Here is a 20,407-nt window from a genome sequence, read left to right as displayed (position 1 = left end):
TCTCGCCGCCGTGCCGCGGCCGGACCCGGCCGCGCCGCGCGCCGCGGCGCTCGTCTCTGGCGACCCGCCGAGCCCGCGCAACCCGCCGCCCGGCTGCCGCTTCCACACGCGCTGCGCCTTCGCAGACGATCGCTGCAGGACGGAGGATCCGGCGCTTGCCGACCCGGGCGACGGCCACGCGGTCGCCTGCCACCACTGGCAGAAGCTGCCGATGGACGCGCCCGTCGCTGCGTCCGACATGGCGGGCCGGGCGCGGCTCGCCAGGCTTGCGTCCTACTTCACCGGCGGGAACCGTCCCGCCACGACACTCGAAACCACGGGAGGCCCTCGATGAGTTTCCGACGTACCCTTCTCGCCGCCGCCGCGCTCGTTGCGGCCGCGGTCGCCGCCGCCCCGGTCTCTGCGCAGACGCTGCGCATCGGCCTGCGCGAGGATCCCGACATCATGGACCCGACGCTCGCGCGAACGTTCGTCGGCCGCATCGTGTTCGCCTCGCTGTGCGACAAGCTGTTCGACATCGACAAGGACCTGAACATCGTCCCGCAGCTTGCCACCGGCTACCGGTGGGAGGATCCGAAGACGCTGATCATCACGCTGCGCGAGGGCGTGAAGTTCCATGACGGCGAGACGATGGACGCCGCCGCCGTCGTGTACTCGCTCAACCGCCACCTGACGATGCAGGGCAGCTTCCGGCGCGGCGAGATCAACAGCATGGAGAAGGCCGAGGCCGTCAACCCGACCACCGTGCGGGTGACGCTGAAGGAGCCCTTCGCGCCCTTCCTCGCGCAGCTGACCGACCGCTCCGGCATGGTGGTCAGCCCGAAGGCGGCCGAGGCGGCCGGTGCGCAGTTCGGCACACGGCCCGTCTGCGCAGGGCCGTTCCGCTTCGTCGAGCGCGTCGCGCAGGACCGCATCGTCGTGGAGCGCTTCGCCGACTACTGGGACAAGGGGCGCATCCACATCGACCGCATCATCTACCAGCCGATCCCCGACGACACGGTGCGGCTCGCCAACCTCCAGGCAGGCTCGCTCGAGCTCGTCCAGACCATCGGCACGAATGACGTCGCGACCGTGCAGCGAAACAACCGCCTGCGCATCTCGATGTCGGACGAGCTCGGCTACCAGGGCCTCACCATCAACATCGGCAACGGCGCCCGGGCGCAGACGCCGCTCGGCCAGAACGCCAAGGTCCGCCAGGCGCTCGACCTCGCGATCGACCGCGCGACCATCAACCAGGTCGTCTACAACGGCATGTTCACGCCGACCTGGCAGGCCGTGCCGCCGTCCTCGCCCTATCATGTGAAGTCGCTCACGCCGCCGACGCGTGACGTCGCGCGCGCCCGCGCGCTCCTGCGCGAGGCAGGGGTGCAGGCGCCGGTGAAGATCGTGCTCACCGTGCCGAACAACCCAGAGCTCCGCCAGGTCGGCGAGGTGATCCAGGCGATGGCCGCGGAGGCCGGGTTCGAGATCACCCTCAACGCGATGGAGTTCGCCTCCTCGCTGCAGGCGGCAACGCGGGGCGAGTTCGAGGCCTATCTCCTCGCCTGGTCGGGCCGCACCGACCCGGACGGCAATCTCTGGACCTTCGTGCACAGCCGCGGCCCGCAGAACGACGGCAAGTACAGCAACCCGGAGGTCGACCGCCTGCTCGATGCCGCGCGCGTCGAGACGGACCTCGAGAAGCGCGTCGCGCTCTACGAGCAGATGTACAAGCACGCGGTGGTGGAGGACCGCTCGCGCCTCTATCTCTGGCATCGCAAGAACATCGTCGCCCACACCGCGCGGCTCACCGGCTTCGTCAACGTGCCGGACGGGCTGATCCGCGTTCAGGATCTGCGCCTGGCGAACTGAGCGCGGATGCTTCTCTTCCTCGCGCGCAGGGTGGGGCAGACCATCCCCACCCTGCTGTTCGTCTCGCTGCTGATCTTCGGGCTGCAGCAGCTGATGCCGGGCGACCCCGCGCTCATCCTCGCCGGCGAGGAGCGGGGCGACCCGACCGTGCTCGCGCAGATCCGCGCCGAGCTCAACCTCGACAAGCCGCTTCCCGTGCAATACGGGCTCTGGCTCTGGGGCGTGCTGCAGGGCGATCTGGGCTTCTCGTGGCGGATCCGCGAACCGATCGCGGAGGTGATCGCGCAGAAGCTGCCCGTGACGCTGCAGCTCGGCCTGATGGCCTTCGTCATCGCCGTCTTCATCGGGATTCCGCTCGGAATCCTCTCCGCGGTGAAGAAGGACACGCCGCTCGACTGGGGCGCCAATGCCGTCGGCCTTGCCGGGCTGTCGCTGCCGAATTTCTGGCTCGGCATCATGATGATCCTGTTCTTCTCCGTGCAGCTCGGCTGGCTGCCGCCCTCGGGATACGTGCCGCTCTCCGAGGATTGGCGGCAGAGCCTCGCGACCACGATCATGCCGGCCTTCGTGCTCGGCTCGGGGATCGCCGCGGTGTTCATGCGCCACATGCGCTCGGCCATGCTGCAGGCGATGGGGCAGGACTATGTGCGCACCGCACGCGCCAAGGGCCTCGGCGAGCGCGTCGTGGTGCTGAAGCACGCGTTGCGCAACGCGCTCGTGCCCGTCGTCACGCTCGGCGCGCTCGAGCTCGGCACGCTCCTCTCTGGCGCGGTGCTGACGGAGCAGGTCTTCACCATCCCGGGCTTCGGCAAGCTGATCGTCGATGCCGTGTTCAACCGCGACTATCCGGTGGTGCAGGGCGTCGTGCTCGTGACCGCGACGCTCTACATCCTTCTGAACCTGATCGCGGACGTCCTCTACGTGCTGATCAACCCGAGGCTCCGGCATGCCTGACGGGGCGGTGATCGCGGCTCCCGCCGTCGCGGCGCGCGGCGAGAGCCCGGCGCGGCGCGCCTTCCGGCGGCTCCTGCGCCACCGTGCGGCGATGTTCGGCCTCGCCGTCGTGCTTGCTTTCATCGCGATCGCGGTTCTCGCGCCGCTGATCGCGCCCTATGACCCCGCGCGCACGAACTGGGCCGCCATCCGCAAGCCGCCCTCCGAGCTCTTCTGGTTCGGCACCGACGAGAACGGGCGCGACATCCTCTCTCGCGTCATCTGGGGTGCGCGGGCGAGCCTTCTCGCAGGCGTCGTCTCCGTCGCCATCGCGCTTGCGGCAGGCGTGCCGGTCGGCCTCGCGGCGGGGTTCCTCGGCGGGCGCGTCGATGCGCTGATCTCGCGCTTCACCGACGCGATGCTCGCCTGCCCGTTCCTGATCCTCGCGATCGCGCTCGCGGCCTTCCTCGGCCCCGCGCTCGAGAACGCGATGATCGCGATCGGCATCTCGGCCACCCCGATCTTCATCCGGCTCGCGCGCGGCGCGACCATGGCGGTGAAGGTGGAGGACTATGTCGAGGCGGCGAGGGGGCTCGGGAATCCGCGCTGGCGCGTGGCCGTGCGCCACATCCTGCCTAACATCGTGCCGCCGCTTCTCGTGCAGGCGACGCTCGCGATCGCCTCCGCCATCATCGCAGAGGCGTCGCTCTCCTTCCTGGGGCTCGGCCAGCAGCCGCCTGCGCCCTCCTGGGGAAGCATGCTGAACACCGCGCAGCGCTTCATGGAGCAGGCGCCGTGGATGGCGATCTTCCCCGGCCTCTCGATCTTCACCGTGGTGCTCGCCTTCAACCTGCTCGGCGACGGCCTGCGCGACGCGCTCGACCCAAGAGAGCAGGGCTAGCCAACGCCCTTTTGCTTGCAGTGAGACAAAAGAAACGGGGACCATGCCGGCGCATGGTCCCCGATTTCCTGGCCGTGGCCGCCGAGCGTGGCGGCGGGAGAGGCGCTACTTCAGCGTCTCGAGATAGGCGATCAGGTTGGCGCGCTGCTCGGGGTTACGCACCCCAGCGAACGCCATCGAGCCGCGCGGCACGACATCCTTCGGATTGGCGAGGTACTTGTCGAGATTCTCCTTGGTCCAGGTGAGCCCACCCTGAGCCAGCTCCTGCATGTTCGCGGAGTACCGGAAGCCCTCGCGCTGGCCGGCCTGCTTGCCGACAATGCCCCAGAGATTGGGCCCGACGCCGTTGCGGCCGCCCTGGTCCGGCGTATGGCAGGCGCGGCACTGCGCGAACACCCGCTGCCCCGCGGCGGCATCCTGCGCAAGCGCGGGAGCAGCCTGCGTGACGAGCGCCACAGCCGCCAGCATCGGTACAAGTGCACGAACCATGTCGTTTCCTCTCCCTTTCATACGGAACCCTCTCGACGACAACGCTCCGAATATCGCCATGGTTGCCAGGATGGCAATGGGGCGCGGCCGCGCGATGGCGCGAGTGTGGCGTGTGCGCCGCATCACGCAGACCCCCGCACGGGGCTGCCAACGCGCCGGAATCTGGCGTATTGTTACGCTCCTTGATCAGGGCGCGCAGATTGCGCCGTGTTCGCGTATAGGTTGAGGGTGGCCGCGACGGTGCGCGGCATCATGTGCGAGGACGGGGTATGCAGATCTTCCGCGTCGGAAGGCTTCGCCAGGGCGTGTCGCTGGTCGCCGTCGCTGCCATGCTCGGCGGCTGCGTCACCACGCAGGAGCAGAGGATCGGCGCGGCCGACCCTTCCGACCAGTGTCGCCCCTACGTGGTGGCGCTCGACAGCACCGGGAACTTCTTCGCCGAGGACATCGTCAAGGGCGCCTTCATCGGCGCCGTCGGTGGCGCGGTGCTCGGCGGGCTGCTCGGCGGCGGGGCGCGCGGCGCGGCCATCGGGGCGGCAACGGGCGCGATCGCCGGCGCGGCGACAGGCTACTGGGTCGCGCTCAACCAGCAGAGCCGCGATCAGGCGGTTCTCGCAACCCGCGTGCAGAACGACCTCTCGCGTGAGAACGCGGAGATCGACCGCTCGCAGCAAGCTTTCAACGCGCTGATGGATTGCCGCTTCGCCCAGGCCAAGCAGGTGCGCACGGATGTTGCGGAGGGCCGCTCCACCCTCGAGCAGGGGCGCGCCCGGATGGCGCAGATCAAGGGCTGGGCAGACCGCGACATCGCCCTCGCCCAGCAAATCAACTCCAAGATCGCCTCGCGCGGCGACGAGTTCGTCGTCGCCGCCGAGAACCTCCAGCCAGGCACCAAGAGCCAGATCGACGCGCAGAAGGCCGCGGCTCCTGCGACCCGCCGCGCCGTCGCCACGCGGCAGGCGCCCGTCCGCCTCCGGCCCGACCCTGCTGCGCCGGAAATCGCAAGCCTCGCGCCGCGCGACACGGTGACGATCACGGGGGGGCAGGACGGGTTTGCCCTTGTCGAGACACCGTCGGGCATGCGCGGCTACGCGCCTGCCGACACGCTTCGCGTCGGGTCGAGCCGGGTGACGACCGCATCCACCGCATCCGGCTCCGGCTCCGATGTCACGACGCTTGCGGCCACGAACGTCGCCAAGCGGGACAATTTCAGCCAGAGCGTCGCCGTCGCCCAGTCGGCATCCTCGAGCGGGTTCGAGCTGACCTCCTGAGCGGATGACGTTCCGCCGCCTCGCAGTCCTCCTCCTCTGCCTCGCGGTCGCCTGGCCCGGCACCGCGGCGGGCCAGGGGGGAGCGAACGGGGCGCCGCCCGACACGCCTTTCATCCGCATCGAGGCGGGCGGCCATGCCGGGCCGGTCAACCGCCTTGCGATCGATGCGGCCGGAACGCTTCTCGCCACCGCTTCTGACGACAAGACCGTCCGGCTCTGGTCGCTTCCCTCTGGCGAGGCGAAAGGCGTGCTGCGCGGCCCGATCGGCCCGGCCGAGGAGGGGGAGCTCTTCGCGGTCGCGCTGTCGCCTGACGGAAGGCGGGCCTATGCCGGCGGCATCACCGGGTTCGCATGGGATCAGAGAGGAGCGATCTATCTCTTTGATACTGCGACACAACGAATGCTCGGCCGGCTCGGCGGGCTACCGGCGCCGGTCAACCACCTCGCCGTCTCGGCTGACGGCACCAGGCTCGCCGCAGCGCTCGGCGGCCAGGCCGGCCTGAGGCTCTGGGATGCGGCGAATGGGCGCCTCGTTGCCGAGGACACCGGCTATCGCGGCCCCGCGCGGATGGTGGTGTTCGCACCCGACGGGCGGATCTTCTCCACCGCCGCAGACGGGCTGGTGCGGGCCTACGACGCGTCCGGACGGAAGCTCGCCGAAGCCACGCCGCGCCAGAACGCCCGGCCCTACGGGATCGCCCTCTCGCCCGACGGCACGCTTCTCGCGGTCGGCTACGAGAACGCCGCCTTCGTTGACGTGCTCTCGGCGTCGGGGCTGAGGCGCGTCTTCTCCCCCGATGTCGGAGGCGTTCCGGCAGCGACCCTGCCCGCCGTCTCCTGGGCGTCGGACCGGCGAGGCGGCGTGCAGCTCCACGCCGCCGGGCCGGGGCAGCAGGGCGGGGTGATTCGCCGCTGGGCCGATTTCGGCCTCGGCCCGGCGCGCGACATCGCCGCTTCTCGCGACTCCATCGTCCATCTCCTTGCCATCCCCTCTGGCGGCCTCGCCTACGCCGCGGCCGACCCGGGCTGGGGCGTGATCGGACCCGATGGCGCGATCGCGCGGCGCCCGCAACCCGCGGCGTCCGACCCGCGCATTGCGCGCGGCGCGCTCGCCGTCTCTGCCGATGGTCACGCGGTCGAGTGGCCGGGCGTCGAGGGGAGGCTCCGCTTCGACCTCCGGGGGCGGGGGCTCCAGACCGCTTCCGGTGCCTCTGTCGCGCCGGCGACGCTGTCTTCCGGCGGCCTCTCCGTGACCGACTGGCGCGACAGCACGGGGCCGAAGCTGAACAACCGCCCCCTGCCGCTTGGCCGCGGCGAGGTTGCCCGGTCAGCCGCCGTCGTGGGGGATACGGTCCTGCTCGGCACGGACACGCATCTGAGGCTTTACGACCGGCAGGGCCGTTCCCTTGCCGCCACCGCGACGACAGGCGCGGTCTGGGCGCTCGCGGTCGCGCCGGAGGCGCGCGCGGCGGTCGCGATGCTCGGCGATGGGACGATCCGCTGGTTCGACCTCGATGGTCTCGCAGAGCGCGGCGCGCTCTTCGTGCACGCCGATGGCGCGCGCTGGGCGCTGTTCACGCCGGAAGGCTTCTTCGACCATGGCGAGGGCGGCGGGCAGGACCTCGTGGGCGTGCATCTGAACCGCCGCGCGGCAGAGCAGCCCGACTGGGCCTCCTTCGCGCAGGCTTATCGCGCCCTCTACGCACCGGCTGTGGTTCGCGCCCGCCTGGACGGTGACACGCGCGCGGCCGAGCGACGGCTTGCGGAGCTGGGCGACGTCCGCGCCGTGATCGCCCGGCAGCCGCGCGTGACGCTGACCGGGTTCTGCATCCCCGACATCTCCGGCGACTGCCGCGCCCACAACCCCGAGGCCGCGCTGCCGCTCGGCACGAACCGCGTGCGGCTCGGCCTCAGGCTCGAGGACCGGGGGCTCGGCCTCGGGCCGGTCGATGTCTTCCTCAACGGCCGCAACGTGGGGCGCGTCGACCCCGCAGGCACGCCGGAGATCGGCATCGACGTCGCGCTCGACCCGGGCCGCAACGCGCTGCAGGTCCGCGCCTGGGACGAGGCCGGAAGGCTGTTCGCCGAAAGCCCCGTGACGCGGCTCGAGGCCGTGGGCGTGGAGGACAGCGCGGCGCGGCTCTTCGTCATGGCCGTCGGCGTCGACCGCTACCGCAACCCGCAGCTCGCGCTGCGATTCGCGGCGGCCGATGCCACCACCGTCGCCGAGACGCTGCGCACCGGCGCGCTGGGCCTCTTCGCCGCGACCGAGGTGACCGTGCTGACCGACGAGGCGGCGACGAAGGAGGGAATCCTCGCCGCCCTCGACCGGCTCTCGCGCGAGATCGGCCCGCAGGACACCTTCCTTCTCTATCTCGCCGGCCACGGGGTGAAGACCGAGCCGGACGAGCGCTTCCTGTTCCTGCCGCAGGACGTGTCGGACGCGTCGTCCTGGGACGCGCTGCGCCGCCAGGGCCTGTCCGACGAGGTTCTCGTGGCGGCGCTGTCGCGCATCCGCGCCCGCAACGGCTTCCTGTTCATGGACACCTGCTACGCCGGGCAGGTGGCGGTCGATGCCCTCGCCTCCGTCGGCAACGAGACGGGCCGCTATCTGCTGACCGCGAGCACCTCGCTCCAGGAAGCGCTCGACAGCTACGACGACCAGAACGGCGTCTTCGCCGTCGCCGTTCGCGAGGCACTGACGGGGCGGGCGGGGCGGGACGAGCGTGGCGTCGTGACCGCGCTCGCGCTCGGCGAGTATGTCTCGCGCCGCGTCGGCGTTCTCGCCCGCGAAAAGGGGCACGCCCAGGACGCCGTGTTCCGCACCGCGCAGCGCGACCTGCGCGGCTTCCCGGTCGCGCGCGTCATGCCCTGAGGCCGGCTTCGTTCAGGCCGCGGCCACCGCCTCGATCTCCAGAAGCCAGGCGCCATCGAAGATGTCGCAGATGACGACGGTCAACGCCGGCGCGTGCTCGCCCAGAACCTCGAGGCGGACCTTGCGGTAGGCGTCGCGGTACTTGCGGTCGGAGAGGAAGGTCGTGTGCTTGACGATGTTGCCGAGCGTCATGCCAGCGGCGACGAGCTGGCGTTCGACGTTCCGCCAGGCGAGGCGCGCCTGCTCCTCGAAGCTCTCGGGCACCTCGCCCGAGGCCGAGACGGGAATCTGCCCGCTGACGAACAGCCAGCGCCGGGCGTCCGCGACCTCGACGGCCTGGGCATAGGCGCTGGGTGGTTGCGGGCCGTCCGGGGCGATGATCCTGCGTGTCTGCATCGAGCGATGCTGCCCCGGGAGCGGCGGGCTTCGCAACCGCGCGGGCAACCGATAACCCGCCCGGTGCGTTTCATCACAGGAATGGTTTTGCGTCAGACGCTGACGTGACCCGTCGCACATACGCCCATCGCTGTCGCGGCTACGGTGTTCACTGAAGTTTCATGAATGGCATGGAGCATGCAGAGGTCGGCAGAAAGCCGGCCGTTCGGGAGGGGCGTCTCTGGAAGAAGGAGGTACCTGTGCCCCGTCGCTTGCAGAACTGCCTGTTTCTTGGGCTGGCGCTTCTCGGAACGCTTGCCCTTGCGGCCCCGAGCAGGGCCGAACGCGCTCCCTGCCCGAACGCTGGCACCGTCGCGGTGCGCGATGACGGACAGCGCTTCGTCTTCATGGGCGAGGACCCCGAGGAGGACGGGCTTTGCGTCGTCCGCGTCGGGGAGAACACGCGCCGTCTGCTGTTCGGCTTCTGGGCGCCTCTTGGCCCCGACATCTTCGAGGCCCGCACCGCGCTCTGGCGGCTGCTGCTCGGCGAGCCCGGAACGGTCGTGACGATCCGCGAGCACGTGGTGACCGACAGTTGGGTCGAGACCTGGGAGCGCGGCGCCGAGGAGGAGGTCGCGCTCGCGAACGGTTCGCGCCGCGCCATACGCCTCGAGCGTCAGATGCGCCTGCACGGGCCGACGGGCTTCCGCGCCTCGGTGAGCTACTGGATCGATGCCGATACGGGCGTGGTCCTGCGCGCCACCCACAAGCATGTCGACGGCATGAAGCTGCCCTACCGCGACATCGCGATCACCCATCTCGACACGCGCGGCTGACGGCTCAGCCGCGCCCCGGCGGCTCACTCCTCCGCGTCGGGGCTCGCGCCGAGGACCGGCGCGAGCGGCAGCCGCGAAGGCTGCCAGCGCGGCTCCGGCACCGGTGCGACCCAAGGGCGCTCGCCGCGCAGCGAGCGGTCCGACACCACGCGGACGGCATCACCCTCGAACCACGCCGCATGTGCGCCGTCGCGCCATATGGTGAACCGGTCGATCATCGGGCTCGGCCGGCAGCGCCCGCGCAGCGGTTCCGCGGCAACGACGAGGGCTGCGTCGTCGCAGCGCGCCTCGTGCGGCCCGGGCCTGAGAAGCAGGATCGCCTGTCCCTCCGGCCCACGCAGGGTGCAGGTCTCGCGCGTGCAGGAAAGCCTGCCCTCCTCGCCTTCCGGAAGCGGGCCAAGCGTCTCCTGCCCGAACATCGCGGCGATCTGTTCGCGGTCGATCCGGTTCGCTCCCGATACGGATTGTGCGACCGGGCCGCCCCCGCCCGCCAGAACGATCAGGCGCGCGGTAGGATTCACCACGAGGTCCGGCGGCGCGACCGTCCACGGGCTCAATAGCCCGGCGACGAGCGGCAGGATGCCCAGCAGCGCATACCGCCCGCGCACAAGGCAGAGCGCGAGCATCCCCCCCGAGACGGCGAGGATGCCCCAGGCAGGTGCGGCGGGGACGAGCGGCGCCGCGCCGGGCCAGGCGGCGACGGTCCGCGCGGCCCAGAGGATCACCTCGACCGCCCAGCCCATCAGCACGAGCGCAAGCGCCTCGAGCCCGAGCGGCATCAGGGCGAGCGCGACGAGCCCGAGCGGCATCACCGCGACCGCGGTCAGTGGCACGGCGAGCGCGTTGGCGACGATGCCGAACAGCTGCACGCGCTGGAAATGCCAGGCAGCGAAGGGGGCGGTGGCTGCCGAGGCGACAAGCGAGGTGAAGCAGAGGAGAAGGAGCGCCGCACCGACACGCGCGTACCACCCGCGCGCGGCGTGGACGCGGGTGAGCCAGGGCCGCCCCGCCTGGTAGGCGGCGATGAGCGCGAGCACGGCGGCGAAGCTCATCTGGAAGGATGGGCCGAGCAGCGCCTCTGGCTGGAAGGCGAGAACCACGATCGCCGCAAGCGCGAGTGCGCGGAGCCCGATACCCTGCCGGTCGAGCAGCACGGCGAGCGCGAACAGCGCGGCCATCGCCACCGCCCGCTGCATCGGCACCTGGCTTCCCGTCAGAAGCATGTAGAGGAAGGCAGCAATAATGCCCGCGACGGCGGCGACCTTCTTCGCGTGCACATGCAGCGCCGCGCCGGTGACCGCGAGCAGGAGCCGGACGAACCCGAACACCACGCCGCCGACGATGCCGACATGAAGCCCCGACACCGAGAGTAGGTGCGCGAGCCCGGAATCACGCATCGCGGCGAGGTCCTCGCGCGGGATGGCGGCGCGCGAACCGGTCAGCAGCGCGCCCGCGACCGCTCCTTCCGCCCCGCCGACGGCATCCGAGACGCGGGCGAGCACGACCTGTCGAAGCCCGGCGAGCCAGCGCGCGAAGCCACGCTCCGCGCCGCGCTCGAGCACCTCGACCGGGCCGAGCGCCGTTCCCACTGCGCCGAGGCCTGCGAAATAGGCGAAGCGCTGGAAATCGAAGGCGCCAGGCATCGCCGGCGGCGCGGGAGGTCGGAGAAGGGCGCGGACGCGGACTCTGTCCCCCGGTGCAAGCGCGGCCGCGTCCCCGTCGCGAAGCCGCACGCGCACGTCGCGCACGACCGGTTCCTCGCCGGCCAGCACGTCGCCGAGCCGTACCCGCCGGCCTTCCGGCAGCGCCTCGACCTGCTCGACTATCGCGGTGACGATTACCCCCCGGCTCGGCACCTCAGAGAGCGGCGGGAGGGAGGCGGTGCGGAACTCCGATGCCGCGAAGCCGAAGCCGCCGGCAGCGAGAAGCAGTAGCGCGAGCCGAGGCAGCGCCTGGCTTCGCAGGAGCAGCCCGGCCGCAAGCGCGGAGACCGCCACCGTGGCGCCGACCCAGCGCGCCGGTTCGGAGGGAAGGGCGAAATACAGGAGGATTCCCGCGCCCATGGCCACGGGGATGGCGAGCAGGACCCGCACCCCCGCGCCGAGCGCGGCGAGGGCAGCAAGCCGCGCTGCGAGGCCCGCCTCGCCGCGCCCGAGCGTCCTGACCGAATGGGCGAATGCCATCCCCTGCCTGCAACCTCCACGCGCAGACTAGCGCATTCGCGAGCGAGGCGGGAGGCGTCGCGCCTGCGCAGCGAGCAAGTGCGCGAACCGCGTGCCGCGCCTCGTGGCGCGAGCCAAGCCGCCGCAGTCGGCGCCCGGCGCCTGAGGGCCCGTTAGAACGCCACCTTGTCTCCGCCCTTGAGGGCCAGCATCTCGCGCGCCTCCGCGGGGGTCGCGATGCCGATGCCGAGCTCGCGCAGGATGCGCGCGATCTTGGCCACCTGGTCGGCATTGCTCTTCGCGAGCTCTCCCGGGCCGAGCCACAGGCTGTCCTCGAGACCGACGCGCACGTTCCCGCCCTGGATCGCAGCCGTCGTCACGAGCGGCATCTGGCGGGCACCGGCCGCGAGCACCGACCAGCGGTAATCCTCGCCGAACAGCCTGTCTGCGGTGCGCTTCATGTGCTGCAGGTCCTCGGCATGCGCGCCGATGCCGCCGAGGATGCCGAAGATCGTCTGCACGAACAGGGGAGGCTTGACCAGCTTGCGGTCGAGGAAATGGGCGAGGCTATAGAGGTGGCCGACATCGTAGCACTCGAACTCGAAACGGGTGCCGTGACCTTCGCCTAACGTCTTGAGGATCTCCTCGATGTCCTTGAACGTATTGCGAAAGATGAAGTCCCGACTGTTCTCGAGATGGGCCCGCTCCCAATCGTGCTTGAACTCCTTGTACCGGGCGAGCATCGGGTAGAGGCCGAAATTCATCGAGCCCATGTTGAGGCTGCACATCTCCGGGCTCGCCCGCACAGGAGCGGCCAGGCGGTCGGCCACGCTCATGCCCTGGCCGCCGCCCGTGGTGATGTTCACGACGGCGTCGGTCGACTGCTTGATTCGCGGCAGGAACCCCATGAACACGGCTGGGTCGGGCGTGGGCCGCCCGTCCTTCGGGTCGCGGGCATGGAGGTGGAGGATCGCAGCCCCTGCCTCGGCTGCGGCGATCGCGTCGGCCGCGATCTCGTCGGGCGTCAGCGGAAGGTGCGGCGACATCGACGGGGTGTGGATCGATCCCGTCACCGCGCAGGTGATGATGGCCTTGCGCTGCCTCGATGCCGTCGCGGTCATGCCGTTTCCTCTCCTTCGTGCTACGCGTGGAACGCTACCCCGCCCGGCGAAGGCTGCGAAGCGACCCGCGGTCTCCTATATCGTGAGGCGACGATGCAGACCGGACAGCCCAGACCACCGAACACGCGCGCTCCCTCGCCCTGGTGGCCGCGCCGCGAGCCGTGGCGTATCCAGCCGGGCGAGAGCGTGCCCGCGACGCGCGAGGCACAATTGCCGCCCGCGCCCCCGCCATCGCCGCCGATGCTGAACCGCGTGGCCGGGGCACTGCTGCTCGCCGCCACGCTCGGCCTCGCGTCCTGCCAATCCTTCCTCGCGGTCGTGACGTGAGCCCCCGCCAGGACTGGTCCGAGCGGTTCCGCCGCTTCCGCCACGGCCAGCGCGGCTGGGCGCTGTTCGTTCTCTCCGCGCCGCTCCTCGTCACTGCCGTGGCCGGTCTCGCCGCCGGCGACCTCCAGGTGCTTGCCGGGGCGGGCGGCGGCTGGGCGATGATCGTGGGCGGGACGATCATGGCACGGCGCGGCTTCGCGGCAGAGGCCGAGGGGCGCGAGCCGACGCGCGGCTTCCGCGCCAAGCTCTCCGCACTTGCGGGCGTCGGCACCAGCCTCGCGGCCTGGCTTGCCGTGGCCCACAACCCGATCGTCGCGGGCCTGTTCGGGCTCGGCGCCGCAGCGGCGATCCGCCTGATGTATGGCGCCGACCCAAAGCCCGTGCCGCCGCCCGCCCCGCCGCCGAAGCTCGAGGGAGATGCCGCGATCATCGCCGAGGCGCGGGCGAGCATCGCGCGGCTCGAGAAGGCGGCCGGTGCCGTGCCGCAGCGCGAGTTCGCAGAGACCATCGCCCGGCTTGCCTCGCTCGCCCGCAGGATTGTCGCCGAGGCGGAATCCGACCCGGCCGATCTCCGCCGCGCGCGCCGCTTCCTCGCCATCACCCTCGAAGGGGCGGAGGGCGTCGCCAACCGCTATGTCGAGACGCATCGCGACATCGCCTCGCCGAAGCTCGAAGAGAATTTCCGCATCCTTCTCGGCGATCTCGAGCGCGCCTTCGAGGCGCAGCTGTCAAGCCTGAGGGAAAGCGACGTGCGCGCCCTCGACGTCGACATCGCCGTCCTCCAGCAGCGTCTCCGCGAGGAGGGCATCGTGCAGGGCGCGGCATCCGCAGGGGAGAAGGTTCCGAGATGAACGAGCAGCCGACCACCGCGACCGCCACGGCCACCCCGGTCTTCCGGCCGCCGCTTCCCGAAACCCTGCCTGCGGCGAGCCCCGAGCGCGATGCGCGCGTCGCCGCCCTCGCGGCCCAGGTGGCGGAGGCGGACAGCGACGCGATCATCGCCTTCGGCGTGTCCTCCCAGGCGGAGGTGACGAAGGTGGCGGACGAAATGCTCGACGGCGTGCGCAACAAGGATGCCGGCGCCGCCGCCGGGCCGCTGAACGAGATGGTCGCCATCCTGCGCGGCTTCGACGCGGGCGAGGCGGGGGAGGAGCGCAGCCTGCTTGACCGCCTGCTCGGCCGCGCCAAGCCGGTGGTGAAGGTGCTGCAGCGCTACGAGACGGTGCAGAAGCAGATCGAGGACACCACGATCACGCTCGACCGGCACAAGGACAAGCTTCGCCGGGACATCGCCAATCTCGACCGGCTGTATGACGGCACGCTCGTCTCCTTCCATTCCCTCGCCGACCACATCGAGGCCGGGGAGAAGGCGCTTTCCTATCTCGACAGCGTCACGATCCCCGAGCGGGAGAAGGCCGCGGCGGGGGGAGACATGCTCGCGGCCCAGGCGCTGCGCGACCTTCGCAGTCGGCGCGACGAGCTCGAGCGGCGGGTGCATGACCTGAAGCTGACCCGCCAGGTGACGATGCAGGCGCTGCCGGCCATCCGCGTGGTGCAGGAGAACGACAAGGCGCTCGTCTCCAAGATCACCTCCACGCTCGTCAACACCGTGCCGCTCTGGAAGCAGCAGCTCACGCTCGCCGTGACGATCGCGCGCGCCCGCGAGGCCGGCGGCGACCTCAAGGCCGCGACCGACCTCACCAACGAGCTTCTCACCGCCAACGCCGACGCGCTGCGCCAGTCCAATGCCGAGATCCGGGAGCAGGTCGAGCGCGGGGTGTTCGATATCGAGGCCGTCAAGCGCGCGAACGACCAGCTCGTCGGCACGATCGAGGACACGCTGCGCATCGCGGACGCGGCGCGGGTGAAGCGCCGCGAAGCGGAAGCGACGCTCGTGACGCTCGAGGGCGAGCTGAAGCAGAGCCTGTCCTCTGCCCGCGCCAGGGTCTCGCCCCCGGCCTCGCCCGCACCCACGCGGTAGGCCTCCGATGAGCTAGGCGGCGCGCGCGCGGCGGCCACGCCAGCGGCGCATGCGTGCGCCAACGGATGGGTAACGACCCTGGCAGACGATGGCGGGACCGGGCCACCAAAGGAAAGGTTCCGCCCCCATGCTGTCCTCGATCGCCCGCCTGAACGGCCGCCTCCGCGTCTCTACGCGCATCTTCGGCGGGTTTGCCATCGTGCTCCTGCTGCTCTGCGCGCTGGCAACGGTGTCTGTCGTCGAGTTCCGAACGATCGGCGGTGCGGTCGACCAGTCCCAGTCGATCGCGTCCAATGCGCTTCTCGGCTCAGAAATCCGGTCCGACTTCGCCGATGCACGCCGCGAGGTGCTGCGCTACATCGACACCGGAAACGAGGCGAGCCGGGACCGCGCGCGGGCGCTGTTCGGCGACCTCAACGCCAAGACCGAACGCATGGTCGGCCAGTTCCGCAGCGAGGAACGCGCCGCCCTCGGCCGCGAGATCGCCGCGCTGCTCAAGCAGTACGAGGAGAACTTCGCGCGCATCGTGCCGACGCGCGAGACGCGCACGGCGGTCGTGACGCAGCGGATGGATGTTGTCGGCCTGCGGATGCGCGAGGACCTCACCGCCGTTGTCGAGGCCGCGATCGCGCGGTCCGATCTTGCGGTCGCTGCCCGAGGCGGTGTCGCCCAGCAGTATGTCGGGCTGCTTCGCCTCGAGGCCAACCGCCTCCTGCTGTCGCCGACGGCCGAACTGCTCGCACGGTTCAATGACCGGGTGGCCTCGGCGTTGCGCGAGATCGAGGCAACGGTTGAGCTGTCCGCCGATGCGGCCGAGCAGGCCAAGCTTCGCGCGATCGCAGTCTCGATCGGCACCTACAAGGAGGCGGTCGGCGAAGGCGCGCGGGCCCAAGCCGAGCTCGACCGGCTCGTGGACGAGGTAGGCGCGCCGATCGCCGAGCGGACCAACGCCACGATCGTCCGCCTTCTCGAGCAGCAGCAACGGGCCGTCGCGGAGACCAATGGCGAGGTCGACAGCACGATCACGGCGACGACGCAGCTCATGCTCGGCCTCGGCGCGGGCGCGATCGCGCTCGGCCTCCTGCTGGCCTGGACGATCGGGCGCGGCATCGTGGGGCCGGTGACGCGGATGACCGGCGCGATGACCGAGCTCGCCTCGGGCAGGCTCGAGACGCAGGTCCCCGCGCTCGAGAACCGCGACGAGATCGGCTCCATGGCCAAGGCGGTTCAGGTGTTCAAGGACAACGCCATCGCCGTACGGCGGATGGAGGAGGAGGCCAAAGCCGCCGCGATCGCCGCGGAGGAGGAGAAGAAGGCAGCGCTGCGCAAGCTCGCCGACGAGTTCGAGGCGGCGGTGGGTGGCGTCGTCGATGGCGTCTCCGCGGCAGCGACGGAGATGCAGGGCTCTGCCCGCAGCCTCTCCTCGACGGCGGAGCTGACGGCCCGCCAGGCGACGACGGTGAGCGCCGCGACCGAGCAGGCCTCCGCCAACGTCCAGACAGTGGCCTCGGCCACGGAGGAGCTTGCTTCGAGCGTGCAGGAGATCTCGCGCCAGGTCGTCTCCTCGACGGCGATCGCCAACCGCGCGGTTGCGCAGGCCGGCGAGACCGACGGCAAGATGCAGGGGCTCTCGGCCGCCGCGCAGCAGATCGGCGACGTGGTGCGGCTGATCGGCGACATCGCGGGGCAGACGAACCTTCTCGCGCTCAACGCCACGATCGAGGCGGCGCGTGCGGGCGAGGCAGGCAAGGGCTTCGCGGTGGTGGCGGCCGAGGTGAAGAACCTCGCGACGCAGACCGCGAAGGCGACCGAGGAGATCGGCCGGAAGGTTGGCGAGATGCAGGGCGTGACGGCAGAGAGCGTCGCGGCGATCCGCTCCATCGGCGAGACGATCACGGAGATGAGCGCGATCGCCTCCTCCATCGCCTCTGCCGTCGAGGAGCAGGGGGCGGCGACGCAGGAGATCGCGCGCAACGTCCAGGAAGCCGCACGCGGCACCCAGGACGTCGCGACCAACATCGCCGGCGTCACCGAGGCCTCGTCCGAGACCGGCGCCGCGGCGAGCCAGATGCTCGGCGCGGCGGGTGAGCTCTCCGAGCAGTCTGCCAGGCTCAAGCGGGAGGTGGAGGGCTTCCTCGCCACCGTCCGCGCCGCCTGACCCCCCCCTGGGGCCGGGGCGCACAAGGGCGGGGCGCGCGGGCGCCTCGCCCATTTTGCTCGCCGCTGGCATCGTTCTGAAATCTTGGCATGGCAAACCGGCGGCTGGGTTGACGCAGGAACCGGGGGATCCGCCATGCGCCTTGCTACCTTCGCCGCCGCGGCGCTGCTCGCCGGGGCCGCACTTTCGCCAGCCGCCGCCGCGCCCGTTGCCGGCACCTGGGACGTCGCCTTCCCGATCGAAGGGGGCGGAACCTTCGAGGGAAGCTTCGGGCTCGAGTTCGACGACGCGGCCGATGCCAGCGGCGTGGCGCAGCTTCTCGCCGGCAATTTCGCGACGAGCGGTGCGGGAATCGGCTTCTTCTACGATGCCGCGGCAGACCAGCTCGTGATCGGCGACCTGCTCAACGGCGTCTGGGACTTCGATTTCGGCACGACCGATTTCTTCATCACCATCCTCGGGCCCGCCAAGCCGGTGGCGGACCTCGCGGTTCTCGCCTATTTCGTCGCGCCCGACTACGTCTCGAGCGGGGAAGGGACGGCAACGTTCACGTCCACCGCCATTCCCGAGCCCGCGACGCTCGGCCTGTTCGGCCTCGGCCTCGCTGGCCTTCTCGCGCTCCGGCGCCGCCTGCGCTCCGCGCCCTTTGCCTGACGATACCCCTCACGGATCGTTCCCCCCCGCGAGGCTGCGGCGCAGGCGCCTGATCGATATCCAGATCGCCACCGCAATGGCCGGCACGGCGATGACGGAGGCCCATTTCGGCGCATCCGGCAGGCCGAAGGCGGGCAGCCCGTCGACGGCGAGCTTCACGAGGCTCACCGCGTAGTAGGAGATCGCGAAGGCGGAGAGCCCTTCGACGGCCTGCGACAGCCGAAGCTGCGCGGCGGCGCGCTTGTCCATCGCCGCGAGCAGGTCGCGGTTCTGCGCCGCAAGCCCAACCTCGACGCGCGTGCGCAGCATGCCGCCCGCGCGGGCGATGCCGTCGGTCAGGGCGCGCTTGCGACGCGACACCGCCGCGCAGGTGCGGAGGGCGGGGGTGAAGCGGCGGTCGAGGAACAGGCCCATGCGCTGGACCGAGGAGAGCCGTTCCTCGCCGAGCTCGACCAGCCTGGCCTCGACCAGGGCGCCATAGGCCTCGGTCGCTGCGAAGCGGAACCGGCTCCCAGCGGCGAGCGCCTCGGCCTCCGCGGCGAGCTTGGTGAGCTGGTCGAGAAGCCGCGTGTCGTCGGCCGCACTGCCCGCCGCCGTCGCGGCGACCGTCTCGTCGAGGCGACGTTCGAGCGCGGCGAGGCGCGGCGTCGCGTCGCGCGCGACCGGCAAGCCGAGAAGCGCTGCCATCCGGTAGTGCTCGAGCTCCATCAGCCGCTGCGCCATCCGCCCGAGCCGGCCAGGCGTGAGCAGGTTGGCGTAGAGCACCATGCGGACGAACCCGTCCTCGCCCATCCGGAAATCGGTGAAGGCCTGCGCCTCGCCATTGCCGACCGCGCTGCCGACGACCTCGCCGGCGAAGGCGCCCTGCGGCGGAACCTCCGCGCCGCCGGGAAGGATCCTCAGATGCAGCGCGCCGAGCCTGTCGCCGCGCAGGCCGTCGAGGAAGCCCTGGGCCTCGGGGTGGATGGCAGACCAGGTTCCCCTGTCCTCGCCCTCGCCTTCGGCAAGCACGGTGAAGGTCTGGAACTCGCCGTGCCGTTCCCAGCGCATCACGCGCCCTGCCACGGGGGCAATGTGGTTGCGCGCGCCAGGCGGCGGCTCCGCCGCGCCATGCGCGTGGCAGAAGGCGGCGAAGGCCTCGCGGTCCGCCTCCGCCGCGCCTTCCTCGGCGACGAGCACGACATGCGAGAGGGCGGCCGGCGGGACGATCCGGAGATGCGGCCGCGCGTGCAGCTCGTCATTCAGGGCGCGGCGGAGGGGATGATCATGCATCGGCGCACACTGCCATGGCCTCTCGCGCCGATGGAAACGGTTCCGCACCGGAACCCGCGCTTGACCGCGGAGCGGCAGCGGCCTTTCCTCGCGCAGGAACCGGCGAGGGAAGGAGAGGGCGATGCGAGCCTATGCGGTCGTTGAGAACGGCAAGCCGCTGCAGATGATGGAGTGGCCGACGCCGGAGCCCGAGGGCACCGAGGTGCTGCTCGAGGTCACGCATTGCGGCGTCTGCCACAGCGACATCCACATCTGGGAAGGCTCCTACGATCTCGGCGGCGGCAAGACGCTGTCGCTGAAGGACCGCGGTGTGTCGCTGCCGCTCGCGATGGGTCATGAGATCGTCGGCCGTGTCGTCAAGCTCGGGCCGGCCGCCGAGGGCAAGGGGGTGCAGGTCGGCAAGCAGTATGTCGTCTTCCCCTGGGTCGGCTGCGGGCAATGCGCCGCCTGCCTCGCGGAGGAGGACAATTACTGCCCGAAGATGCGGGCGCTCGGCGTGCACCGCCACGGGGGCTACGCGACGCACGTGATCGCGCCGGAGCCGCGGCACCTCGTGTCGGTCGATGGCGTCGATCCCGCGCTTGCCGGCACCTATGCCTGCTCGGGCATCACCGTCTATTCGGCGATCAACAAGGTGATGCCGCTTCCAGCCGACGAGCCGATCGTTCTCTTCGGCGCAGGCGGGCTCGGGCTTGCCGCGATCTCGGTGCTGAACGCGCTCGGCCACAAGCGGATCGTCTCGGTCGATGTCGCGGAGGCCAAGCGCGCTGCGGCGAAGGCGGAAGGGGCGACCGATGTGGTCGACGGCTCGGGCGATTCCGACGCGGTGGCGAGCCGCATCCTCGCCGTCACCGGCGGGCCGGTCGCCGCCGCGATCGACCTCGTCGGCGCCGGGCCCACCGCGCGCGCCGGCACGGCGATCCTGAGGAAGGGGGGCTCCTACGTCGCCGTCGGACTCTACGGCGGCGACATCACCCTGCCGCTGCCGCTGACGGTGATGCGGGCGATGGTGGTGCGGGGCTCGCATGTCGGCAACCCGAAGGAGCTTCGCGCGCTGATGGACCTCGCGCGGTCGGGCAAGCTGAAGCCCATCCCCGTCGCGACGGAGCCGCTCGCGAATGCCGATGCGGTGCTGACGCGGCTTCGCCAGGGCCAGATCGTCGGGCGGGTCGTGCTCGAGAATAACGGCGCGTTCTGAGGC

General features: G+C 71.0%; 18 protein-coding genes. 13 read left to right on the top strand and 5 right to left on the bottom strand.

The features are described from left to right. The 4 genes from FIF60_RS17595 to FIF60_RS17580 all read left to right on the top strand — a co-directional run. Positions 1 to 334, top strand: a 334-nt coding sequence (locus tag FIF60_RS17595) for an oligopeptide/dipeptide ABC transporter ATP-binding protein (RefSeq protein WP_338032105.1), incomplete at its 5' end; no start/stop codon positions are given. Beyond that, positions 331 to 1,851 carry an ABC transporter substrate-binding protein gene (locus FIF60_RS17590; RefSeq protein ID WP_144299595.1) on the top strand — a complete coding sequence of 507 codons (1,521 nt, stop codon included), beginning with the start codon at positions 331 to 333 and terminating at the stop codon, positions 1,849 to 1,851. The genes FIF60_RS17595 and FIF60_RS17590, both read left to right, overlap by 4 nt. A gap of 6 nt (positions 1,852 to 1,857) precedes the next feature. Next, positions 1,858 to 2,805: an ABC transporter permease gene (locus tag FIF60_RS17585; RefSeq protein ID WP_144299594.1), complete on the top strand. Its 948-nt coding sequence runs from the start codon at positions 1,858 to 1,860 to the stop codon at positions 2,803 to 2,805. Then, a complete protein-coding gene (locus tag FIF60_RS17580) occupies positions 2,798 to 3,685 on the top strand; it encodes an ABC transporter permease (RefSeq protein WP_144299593.1) in 888 nt (295 codons plus the stop codon). The genes FIF60_RS17585 and FIF60_RS17580 overlap by 8 nt, the downstream gene beginning before the upstream one ends. A 105-nt stretch (positions 3,686 to 3,790) precedes the next feature. Here the strand turns inward: FIF60_RS17580 and FIF60_RS17575 are convergent, their stop codons facing one another. Further along, entirely contained in the window at positions 3,791 to 4,174 is a 384-nt protein-coding gene (locus tag FIF60_RS17575; protein ID WP_239451696.1) for a c-type cytochrome, read from the bottom strand. Positions 4,175 to 4,443: 269 nt separating this feature from the next. On the opposite strand from FIF60_RS17575, the gene FIF60_RS22150 reads away from it, so the two are divergent. Continuing rightward, positions 4,444 to 5,445 carry a YMGG-like glycine zipper-containing protein gene (locus FIF60_RS22150; RefSeq protein WP_144299592.1) on the top strand — a complete coding sequence of 334 codons (1,002 nt, stop codon included), beginning with the start codon at positions 4,444 to 4,446 and terminating at the stop codon, positions 5,443 to 5,445. 4 nt (positions 5,446 to 5,449) lie between these two features. After that, entirely contained in the window at positions 5,450 to 8,320 is a 2,871-nt protein-coding gene (locus FIF60_RS17565; RefSeq protein WP_144299591.1) for a caspase family protein, read from the top strand. A gap of 12 nt (positions 8,321 to 8,332) precedes the next feature. On the opposite strand, the gene FIF60_RS17560 is transcribed toward FIF60_RS17565, so the two are convergent. Then, positions 8,333 to 8,716, bottom strand: coding sequence for a RidA family protein (locus FIF60_RS17560; protein WP_144299590.1), 384 nt, complete (start codon positions 8,714 to 8,716; stop codon positions 8,333 to 8,335). A 239-nt stretch (positions 8,717 to 8,955) separates the two neighbouring features. Between FIF60_RS17560 and FIF60_RS17555 the strand changes: the two genes are divergently transcribed. Continuing rightward, positions 8,956 to 9,531: a hypothetical protein gene (locus FIF60_RS17555; protein WP_144299589.1), complete on the top strand. Its 576-nt coding sequence runs from the start codon at positions 8,956 to 8,958 to the stop codon at positions 9,529 to 9,531. A gap of 23 nt (positions 9,532 to 9,554) precedes the next feature. On the opposite strand, the gene FIF60_RS17550 is transcribed toward FIF60_RS17555, so the two are convergent. Both FIF60_RS17550 and FIF60_RS17545 read right to left on the bottom strand, forming a co-directional pair. Continuing rightward, the gene (locus FIF60_RS17550; protein ID WP_144299588.1) at positions 9,555 to 11,714 is read right to left on the bottom strand and encodes a ComEC/Rec2 family competence protein; all 2,160 of its coding nucleotides are present in this window, start codon (positions 11,712 to 11,714) and stop codon (positions 9,555 to 9,557) included. A 152-nt stretch (positions 11,715 to 11,866) separates the two neighbouring features. Next, positions 11,867 to 12,814 (bottom strand): BKACE family enzyme, encoded by a 948-nt coding sequence (locus FIF60_RS17545; RefSeq protein ID WP_144299587.1) that lies wholly within the window; start codon positions 12,812 to 12,814, stop codon positions 11,867 to 11,869. A gap of 93 nt (positions 12,815 to 12,907) precedes the next feature. Here FIF60_RS17545 and FIF60_RS17540 point away from each other — a divergent pair, with 93 nt between their 5' ends. From FIF60_RS17540 to FIF60_RS21950, 5 genes are all read left to right on the top strand, one after another. After that, the gene (locus FIF60_RS17540; protein ID WP_144299586.1) at positions 12,908 to 13,141 is read left to right on the top strand and encodes a hypothetical protein; all 234 of its coding nucleotides are present in this window, start codon (positions 12,908 to 12,910) and stop codon (positions 13,139 to 13,141) included. Then, a complete protein-coding gene (locus FIF60_RS17535; RefSeq protein ID WP_144299585.1) occupies positions 13,138 to 13,992 on the top strand; it encodes a 5-bromo-4-chloroindolyl phosphate hydrolysis family protein in 855 nt (284 codons plus the stop codon). Before FIF60_RS17540 ends, FIF60_RS17535 begins: the two co-directional genes overlap by 4 nt. Continuing rightward, on the top strand, positions 13,989 to 15,122 hold the full coding sequence (locus FIF60_RS17530; protein WP_144299584.1) for a toxic anion resistance protein: 1,134 nt from the start codon (positions 13,989 to 13,991) through the stop codon (positions 15,120 to 15,122). Before FIF60_RS17535 ends, FIF60_RS17530 begins: the two co-directional genes overlap by 4 nt. Positions 15,123 to 15,249: 127 nt before the next feature. Then, on the top strand, positions 15,250 to 17,280 hold the full coding sequence (locus tag FIF60_RS17525) for a HAMP domain-containing methyl-accepting chemotaxis protein (RefSeq protein WP_158639280.1): 2,031 nt from the start codon (positions 15,250 to 15,252) through the stop codon (positions 17,278 to 17,280). A 135-nt stretch (positions 17,281 to 17,415) separates the two neighbouring features. Continuing rightward, positions 17,416 to 17,934, top strand: a complete 519-nt coding sequence (locus FIF60_RS21950) for a PEP-CTERM sorting domain-containing protein (RefSeq protein ID WP_204251236.1) — start codon at positions 17,416 to 17,418, stop codon at positions 17,932 to 17,934. A 9-nt stretch (positions 17,935 to 17,943) separates the two neighbouring features. Here FIF60_RS21950 and FIF60_RS17515 read toward each other — a convergent pair whose 3' ends face one another. Next, entirely contained in the window at positions 17,944 to 19,206 is a 1,263-nt protein-coding gene (locus FIF60_RS17515) for a DUF3422 family protein (RefSeq protein WP_144299582.1), read from the bottom strand. A 121-nt stretch (positions 19,207 to 19,327) separates the two neighbouring features. On the opposite strand from FIF60_RS17515, the gene FIF60_RS17510 reads away from it, so the two are divergent. Then, positions 19,328 to 20,404 carry an alcohol dehydrogenase gene (locus FIF60_RS17510; RefSeq protein WP_144299581.1) on the top strand — a complete coding sequence of 359 codons (1,077 nt, stop codon included), beginning with the start codon at positions 19,328 to 19,330 and terminating at the stop codon, positions 20,402 to 20,404. The last annotated feature ends 3 nt before the right edge of the window (positions 20,405 to 20,407 follow it).

It is taken from the genome of Elioraea rosea, assembly GCF_007644105.1.
Lineage (GTDB): Bacteria > Pseudomonadota > Alphaproteobacteria > Acetobacterales > Acetobacteraceae > Elioraea_A > Elioraea_A rosea.
This window is presented reverse-complemented; position numbering and strand designations above follow the sequence as displayed.